The sequence below is a fragment of the Psittacicella gerlachiana genome (genome assembly GCF_003585965.1).
Lineage (GTDB): Bacteria > Pseudomonadota > Gammaproteobacteria > Enterobacterales > Psittacicellaceae > Psittacicella > Psittacicella gerlachiana.
The window spans coordinates 20,120-27,246 of record NZ_NRJF01000041.1; the positions used below are offsets into that span (position 1 = coordinate 20,120).

Genomic DNA, 7,127 nt, shown 5'->3' on the forward strand with positions numbered 1-7,127 from the left:
TAACCGTTTAATTTTTCTCTACATGACTTTAAGTATTCCCTCATGTAGATACTGTAATTATTAGTATGAAACAAAGTTTAGTCGAAAAGCTTCAAGTCCTCGTGGAACGTTATGAAGAACTACAGCAACTACTTGGGGATGCTGAAGTTATTAGCGATCAAGATAAGTTCCGTGCCTATTCGAAAGAATACTCAAATCTTGAACCTGTAGTAAAAGATTTTACCCACTGGCAACAATTAAAAGATAATATTGCCGGAGCTAAAGAACTGCTTGCCGATCCGGATATGGCAGAGTTAGCACAACTCGAAATTGAACAAAATGAAGAAGAACTTGTAAAAATGGAAGATGCTTTACAAGTTCACTTAATCCCTAAAGATCCAAACGATGAATATAACGTCTTCCTTGAAATCCGTGCGGGAACGGGCGGTGACGAGGCGGCAATTTTCTGTGGTGATCTTTTCCGTATGTACTCACGTTTTTGTGAACGCAAAGGTTGGCGTTATGAAGTTCTTTCCTCTTCAGAATCTGATCAGGGCGGATATAAAGAAATCGTAATGCACATTTCAGGAGAAATGGTTTATTCGAATCTTAAATTCGAATCAGGCGGTCACCGTGTGCAAAGGGTTCCAAAAACAGAATCTCAAGGACGTATTCATACCTCAGCATGTACAGTAGCGGTATTAGTTGAGCTGCCAGAAGCAGAAATGCCAGATATAAATCCTGCAGATTTACGTATTGATACTTTCCGTGCTTCAGGTGCTGGTGGTCAGCATATTAACAAAACTGACTCTGCAGTACGTATTACCCACTTACCAACAGGAATTGTGGTAGAGTGTCAAGATGAACGTTCACAACACAAAAATAAAGCGAAAGCTTTATCGGTGTTAGCAGCTCGTATCCAACAAGGAATTATCGATCAACGTAATGCTGAAGTATCTGAAACTCGTCGTAATCTATTAGGCTCAGGGGATCGTTCGGATAAAATCCGTACTTATAACTATCCACAATCAAGGGTAACAGATCACCGTATTAACCTTACCTTATATCGTTTAGACGATATTATGGATGGAAATCTAGATCAATTAATTACCCCAATTATCCAAGAATTCCAAGCTGACCAATTAAAAGAAATGATTGGTAGTGAAACTTTATAATTAATTAAGAAAGAGAATAAAACACATGAAACGTATTTTATTACTAGGTGCTCCAGGTGCTGGTAAAGGTACTCAAGCCCAAACAATCATGCACTTATTTAACATCCCACAAATTTCAACAGGTGATTTATTACGTGCAGAAGTTAAATCTGGTTCTGAATTAGGACAACAATTAGCTGATATCTTAAAATCAGGTCAATTAGTTTCAGATGAAATTGTTACACGCCTAGTAAAAGAAAAAGCTGCTAAACCTGAATGTGCCGAAGGTTACCTTTTAGATGGTTTCCCACGCAACCTAGCTCAAGCTCACGCTTTAGAAGAAGCTAACTTAGGTTTAGATCTTGTTATTGAATTTGATGTACCAGATGAAGTAATTGTAGAACGTATTACTGGTCGTCGTAGCCACCCAGCTTCAGGTCGTGTATACCACGTTAAATTTAATCCACCTAAAGAAGAAGGTAAAGATGATGTTACAGGTGAACCTCTAGTAACGCGTCCGGATGATACTGAAGAAGTGGTAGCTAAACGTTTAGAAGTTTACCATACGCAAACTGCACCTTTAGTTAGCTACTATCGTGAACTAGCTAAAGAAGGTAAAGTACGTTTCTTAAAAATCAATGGTAACAATGATATTGAAGTAGTTGCAAAACAACTACGTGATGAATTACGTACAGTATTTAACTAATTTTTTTCCGTCTTCTTTTTAGAAGATACTATAACTTATAAGCATATTTAAGGAGAGAAAGGCTTACTTTCTCTCTTTTTGTATTTGAATCTTAAACAATTTAATTTTTTATATGAGTAAAGAATATTGGTGTCATCACCTCAAAAGCTCACAAGAACGAATCTATCATGACCAAATTTGGGGAGTAGCTGTTACTGCTAAGGATCAACTATTCGCAACTTTAATGCTTGAATGCCAACAAGCGGGCTTGAGTTGGGCAATTATCCTCAAGAAAGAACAAGCTTTGCGTCAAGCTTTCTTTGCTTGGGATTATCAACAATTATCTCAAATGTCAGATAGCTATATCCAAAAACTCTTGCTCAATCCTGAAATTATTCGTCATAAGGGTAAAATTGAAGCCATGCGGACTAATGCTCAAGCTTTTTTACGCTTAGAAGCTCAAGGCATAGATTTTAGTACATGGCTATGGCAACATGTGGATTTTACGCCACAAACAGAGATAGATCTGCAACTAGCAGAACAAATTAGTAAACAACTCAAAAAATGGGGGTTTAAGTTTGTGGGAGCAACTACTATTTATGCCTACTTAGAGGCTATAGGCATGGTTAATCCTCATGCTCCAGATTGCCCTTGCTTTAAACTCATACAAGAACAAGCTAAAAATCAAGTTATAAGTAACAAAGCAAGCCTAAATTAGCGCCTTTACCCCAATAGTTATTTGGAACAATTAATTAGTATTAATTCTTTAAGCCAAACTCTGAGGTCAGAAATAAAGCTCCCTTGCAAATTTTAGCAAGGGAGCTTGATTAATAAGTTTTTTAATTTAAAATCCTAAAATATTCTCTCGTTTATTCTTTTTATATTTATCATCTTTCATTATTAATACCTCTTCTTGCTTGGATATATTAAATTTAAGTGAGACTTACTTTAATTATAAATAATTTTTATTCAATCAATAAAAAAGAACCCGAAAATTTAAGTATTTTCGAGTTCTTTTTTATTTTATCTTGGACTGAATGGCTGGCATACCCTCAAAACTCATCCTTAAGTTTTATAAACTAAAGAATTAGCATTTGAAGCTTACTCAGCATAAGTCACATTATATTTTTCTTGTAATTGAGCTAAGTAGCCAGACTCTTTAGCTTTATCTAAAGCTACATTTAATTTAGCTAAAAGCTCTTTATTGTTTTTGTTTACCGCTATCGCTAAACCTTGTCCTAAAATCGGATCACTTACTGGTTGCCCAAATAAAGTATATTGACCTTGATTATTTTCTACATATTTAGCAGCTACTTGATAGTCAGCTAATAAAGCACTAATTCTTCCTGATTTTAAATCAAGGAGAGCAGTATCATAACTATCATAACCTACAGCTCTTACATTTTTTACTTTATCTTGTAAGTATTTAGCAGCCAAAGTACCATTTTGATAACCTACTGCCGTAAAGTCATTAACTCCTTGATAGTTATTAGTTTTGGTCACTAAGTAAGCATAAGGAGAGGCTGGTAAGTACTCTTGGGTAAAAGCTACTTGTTTAGCACGCTCAGGAGTTACATTCATGGCTGCTATAGCAATATCAATTTTGCGATACATAAGATTAGGAACTAAAGCGTCAAAAGATTGATTCTTAATCGTACAAGTAATACCCGCTTCTTTACACAGATAGTTAATGAGATCTATATCAAAACCAACAATATTGCCTTGCTCATCTAAATACTCATAAGGAGCATAACCCGCCTCTGTACCTACCACATAGGTTTTACTGTCAGCATGTGCATACCCTGAAACTACTACCCCACTTGCAGCTAGAGCTAGGGTTGCTAATTTTTTTAAATTATTTAACATAGTATTTCCTTTTTCCAAGGTAGCTAGCGACTAGTTACCTAATATTTATCTCTTTTGTAATTTGTTTTGCTTAATCGTATTTTTTGCAATCTACTTCAATATCTTACTCCAATTTATTTTAATTGTAAATTAGGCAGATTTTTTTGACTTTTTTGCAAATAAATGAGGGTTTTTGCAAACTTTTACAAAACAACTAAGTTTACAAACCACATTTATTCTTAATTATCAAATTATAACTTCATAGTTACTTTGCTACTTTTGCAAACTCCTACGCAAAAAATATCAAAATGTTTTTCTTTAACTCTATGAAAATTATGCCGTAATTTTTTGCAAGAAATTTAGAAAAATTAACTCCCCTAACTTCCCCCTACCTTTAATTCAACTCCAAGCTTTAAAATTTTCTTTACTTTGTTTAACTCTGGGTCTTTAAATTGAAAATCAACTCTTTTATAGCTATAATAAAAGAGTAAAAGTATGTTTCCATTCTCGCAAAGAAGACATTTCTTTGCCTTTTTCTCTAGAATTTATGACAAAGTATAAACCACAGGTTCTCTTAACGACAGATAAGGGATTTGTACATCACTTACCTAATTTAATCAAAAGTCTTATTGCTTTTAATCGTGAGCATTTAGATATTCATATTATCGCCTCTTTTGATCTTGCTCAAAGTAAAGAAAAGGAATACTTTGCAGATCTCCTTAATTGCGATTATGTGACTCTGCACTTTCATTACATTACTCCAGAGCATCGCTTTAAATGTGAAAATGTAGATTATAGTGATAAGGAAAAAGCTAATGCTATGAGTCTACGTCTCTATGCTACTGAATTAAATCTGCAAGGACGTGTCCTCTACTTAGATGCCGATATTATTTGTGCTGCCCCTTTTGCTGAACTCTTTGATAGTGAGCAAGTAGACCTCCAAGGCAAAACTCTAGGTATAGTTGCAGACTATAACCTTATGCACAAAAATGCCGTGCGTGATGGTAATGTGTTCCAAAGCAAGCTCTCAGCAAAAGCGAGTCAACTTAACTTCACATCTGAGCAACCATATTTTAACTCAGGGTTTCTCCTTATAGATATGGATAAACTCAAACAAAGTGATCTGTGGTTAAAAAATATTGCGACTTTAAAAGATTACAATCGTTTTCCTGATCAAGATTTACTTAATGTAATGCACTTTGGTGATACTTTTGAGTTAAGTAGTAAATACAACTATTTGGTATATCACTTAATCAATAATCGCTATTACTTCTTTAAAGACAAATGGCATCAAGTAACCACCAAACCAACTACTAATGTGCGTTATACCTATGAGCAAGCAAATACTTTTGCTCCGGATTACCCTTTTGCTCAAGTTGATATCTTTACTAAAGTAACCCCAACCTTCTTACACTTTGCGGGTAGACAAAAGCAATGGAATAATACCGCTCGTGAATTTGTTGATGCTTATCAAATTTTTAGTCAAAGCATTGAGCAAATTCTGAGTAAGCCTGTAAGCTACTATCAAGAGTACTTTGCTACTCTCTACCAAGTTTATGATTACTTACCTATCCTTAATGAATATAAAGGATGCCCAGAATTTACTACTTTAAATTCACAAAAACATAAACTCTACTTCCATAAAAGTAAACCATGGACTTATAATCCGGTATTTTTAAATACTAAAATGTTTGCTTCTACCGGCTTAAAAGTATTAATTCGTAATGCTTTAACTACCAAAGGTCGAGATAAGTTTAATGCCCAAGAGTATCAAGCAAAAAAAGAAATCTTTGCGCAAAAGTTTGCTAAATAGTTTAAATTTAGAAATGGTTGCAGCTTAGGTTTAAATTTATCCGAAAAACCTAAAGATTTATCGTTAATAAATTTTTTAGAGCTAACAAAAGATCCCAAAGTTGAACTTTGGGATCTTTTGTGATTAGCATGAGTAATATAACTCAAATTCTGCTGGATGAGGTAACATACGTAATTTTTGTACATCACGCTCTTTTAATGCTAAGAAAGTATCAATAAATTCTTTGGTGAATACGCCACCTTCTAATAAGAACTCATGATCAGCTTTTAAAGCAGTTAAAGCTTCTTCTAAAGAGAAAGCTACTTGTGGAATATGAGCTAATTCCTCTGCATCTAATTTATAAAGGTTTACGTCCGCAGCTGCACCTGGATGAATTTTATTACGAATTCCATCTAAGCCCGCCATTAATAAAGCTGAGAAAGCTAAATATGGGTTTGCTGTACCATCAGGGAAACGTACTTCAATACGTTTAGCTTTTGGTGTTGATACTGCTGGAATACGAATCGAAGCTGAACGGTTAGAAGCAGAATAAGCTAACATTACCGGTGCTTCAAAGCCAGGCACTAAACGTTTATATGAGTTAGTTGATGGGTTTGTAAAAGCATTTAAAGCCCGAGCGTGTTTTAATACCCCACCAATAAAGAATAGAGCGGTTTCTGATAAGCCTGCATATTCATCACCCACAAAGAGGTTTTTCCCCTCTTTAGTTAAAGAGAAGTGAACATGCATGCCTGAACCATTGTCACCATATAAAGGTTTTGGCATAAAGGTTGCAGTTTTACCTGAACGATGAGCTACGTTGTGAACTACATATTTGTAAACTTGCACTTCATCTGCTTTCGCAACTAGAGTATTAAAACGAGTTGCGATTTCGTTTTGTGCCATAGCTACTTCATGGTGATGAGCTTCTACTACTAAGCCCATTTGCTCTAAAGTTTCACACATTAATGAACGTATCGCTTGTGAATGATCTACCGGAGCTACAGGGAAGTATCCACCTTTTACGCCTGGACGGTGAGCATAGTTACTTTGTCCATCTACTTCTTTTTTACCTGAGTTCCAAATACATTCTGCATCATCTACTTCAAAGTATGAAGTGTGCATTTTATTTTCAAAACGTACTGAATCAAATAAGAAGAACTCTAATTCCGGACCTACAAAAACGCTATCTGCAAAACCTTCTTTACGTAAGTATTCTTCTGCACGCACCGCAATAGTACGTGGACAACGATCGTAACCCGCACCTGAAGTTTCATATACTTGGGTACGAATAATTAAAGTTAAAGAGCCAGTATCTCCCGCCACATCAATTAGTGGTTCTTGAACTACAGGGAGTAATACCATATCTGAATTATCGATTGATTTCCATCCTTTAATTGAAGAACCATCGATTACTTTTCCATACTGGAAAAAATCTTCGTCTACTAAACTTGCAGGAATAGATACATGGTGTTCTTTACCAAGAATATCGGTAAAACGTAAATCCGCCCATGAAATTCCGTTTTCTTCAATTACTGTTCTAAACTTGTCAGCCATAGCTTTAGCATCAATCGACATAAAATAATCCTTAATCTTGTTACTCTTAGGATAAACCTCGAGTAATTTATGTATGTATAATGTATGAAATGTATAAAAATGTGTAATGTATAGG

The 7,127-nt window shown here is 35.0% G+C and carries 6 protein-coding genes; 4 read left to right on the plus strand and 2 right to left on the minus strand.

What is annotated here, in order from left to right:
• The first annotated feature begins 65 nt into the window (after positions 1–65).
• The 3 genes from prfA to CKF59_RS01690 all read left to right on the plus strand — a co-directional run bounded on the left by prfA (position 66) and on the right by CKF59_RS01690 (position 2,536).
• Positions 66–1,154, plus strand: a complete 1,089-nt coding sequence (gene prfA, locus CKF59_RS01680) for a peptide chain release factor 1 (protein WP_119534253.1) — start codon at positions 66–68, stop codon at positions 1,152–1,154.
• A gap of 25 nt (positions 1,155–1,179) precedes the next feature.
• Complete coding sequence (gene adk, locus CKF59_RS01685) at positions 1,180–1,839, plus strand: adenylate kinase (RefSeq protein WP_119534254.1); 660 nt, start codon at positions 1,180–1,182, stop codon at positions 1,837–1,839.
• Positions 1,840–1,951: 112 nt separating this feature from the next.
• Positions 1,952–2,536, plus strand: a complete 585-nt coding sequence (locus CKF59_RS01690; protein WP_119534255.1) for a DNA-3-methyladenine glycosylase I — start codon at positions 1,952–1,954, stop codon at positions 2,534–2,536.
• Positions 2,537–2,919: 383 nt separating this feature from the next.
• Here CKF59_RS01690 and CKF59_RS01695 read toward each other — a convergent pair whose 3' ends face one another.
• Entirely contained in the window at positions 2,920–3,684 is a 765-nt protein-coding gene (locus CKF59_RS01695; protein ID WP_119534256.1) for a transporter substrate-binding domain-containing protein, read from the minus strand.
• A 526-nt stretch (positions 3,685–4,210) separates the two neighbouring features.
• Between CKF59_RS01695 and CKF59_RS01700 the strand changes: the two genes are divergently transcribed.
• Positions 4,211–5,476, plus strand: coding sequence for a glycosyltransferase family 8 protein (locus CKF59_RS01700; RefSeq protein ID WP_119534257.1), 1,266 nt, complete (start codon positions 4,211–4,213; stop codon positions 5,474–5,476).
• Positions 5,477–5,599: 123 nt separating this feature from the next.
• On the opposite strand, the gene glnA is transcribed toward CKF59_RS01700, so the two are convergent.
• Positions 5,600–7,033 (minus strand): type I glutamate--ammonia ligase, encoded by a 1,434-nt coding sequence (glnA, locus tag CKF59_RS01705; protein ID WP_119534258.1) that lies wholly within the window; start codon positions 7,031–7,033, stop codon positions 5,600–5,602.
• Between the last annotated feature and the right edge of the window lie 94 nt (positions 7,034–7,127).